Annotated in this window: 1 protein-coding gene; it reads left to right on the top strand. The window is 39.0% G+C overall.

All coding sequences use genetic code 11. The features are described 5' to 3' along the window. Window positions 1-166: 166 nt before the first annotated feature. Window positions 167-1,114: a formimidoylglutamase gene (hutG, locus tag GZ63_RS0115965; protein ID WP_029271278.1), complete on the top strand. Its 948-nt coding sequence runs from the start codon at window positions 167-169 to the stop codon at window positions 1,112-1,114. Window positions 1,115-1,195 lie beyond the last annotated feature (81 nt).

Raw genomic sequence — 1,195 nt, 5'->3', positions numbered from 1 at the left:
TTTTTTTGACATATCACCGCAGGTCTTTATAGGGGATAGGTCCTATTTATAGTTTCAAACTATAAAAATATAAAAAACGGATATTAGTAATTATATATAATATTAAGTAAAATAGAAAGATAGAGATGAGTTCCTAAAATGTGAAATGTGCTTTGGAGTGAGATGGATGTATAAATTACCAATCAAAGATATTTGGAGCGGAAGAATTGATAGTACAGAAGAGAAAAATAGCTTTCGGTTCCATCAGACAGTTGCAGTAAAAAGTTTAAAAGAGCTGGCTGAAAATGAAAACGCTTTTTACTTCATTGGATTTGAATGTGATGAAGGGGTAAGACGAAATAAAGGTAGGATCGGCGCAGCAAAAGGTCCAAACGAAATTAAAAAAGCACTGGCAAAACTGCCGTACCATATTGGTGAGATAAATACGGTTGATGTAGGAAATATTGCGTGCGAAGGTTCCGAAATGGAAAAAGCCCAGAAAGAGCTGGGGGGTGCGGTTACTGCATTACTTCAAAATTCCGGCACACCGATCATTCTCGGCGGTGGCCATGAAACATTATACGGTCATTATTTGGGTGTCAGGGAATACCTTGGAGGTGACGCAACGCTTGGCATTATTAACATCGATGCGCACTTCGATATGCGCCATGATCAAACACCCTCATCCGGAACCATGTTCAGACAAATTTTAGAACAAGATGAAAATGCTGGTTATTTATGCCTTGGAATCCAGGATTTCGGTAACACAAAATCATTATTTGAGACTGCAGATGCATACGGGTGCATCTATATCCGCGAAGAATCGATCGAGGAAAATCAGTTCAGGGATACATTTAAAGCCATTGATGCTTTTGCCGAAAAATATGATTTTATCATGTTGACCTTATGTACAGATTCGATTGTTTCTTCTGAAGCACCAGGTGTTAGCGCACCATCGCCTTTTGGATTAGAGCCTAAAACAGTGAGAAAACTGCTTCGGTACATTGTTTCTAAAGAGAATATTACCAGTTTTGATATTGCTGAGGTGAATCCGGCTGTTGATGAAAATAATAAAACAGCTACATTAGCAGCATTACTCGTTGCAGAAGTGATGAAAAAATTTAACAAAAAATGATTGTAATAGGGACAGCCCCCGCTGATTTAAAGAATCAGTGCGGTGGGGTGTCCCTCTTTTATAGTGCGCCCAGCATGGGCT

It is taken from the genome of Virgibacillus alimentarius (genome assembly GCF_000709085.1).
Lineage (GTDB): Bacteria > Bacillota > Bacilli > Bacillales > Amphibacillaceae > Virgibacillus_B > Virgibacillus_B alimentarius.
Note: the sequence above shows the minus strand (reverse complement) of the source record. Positions and strands in the feature narration are given on the sequence as shown.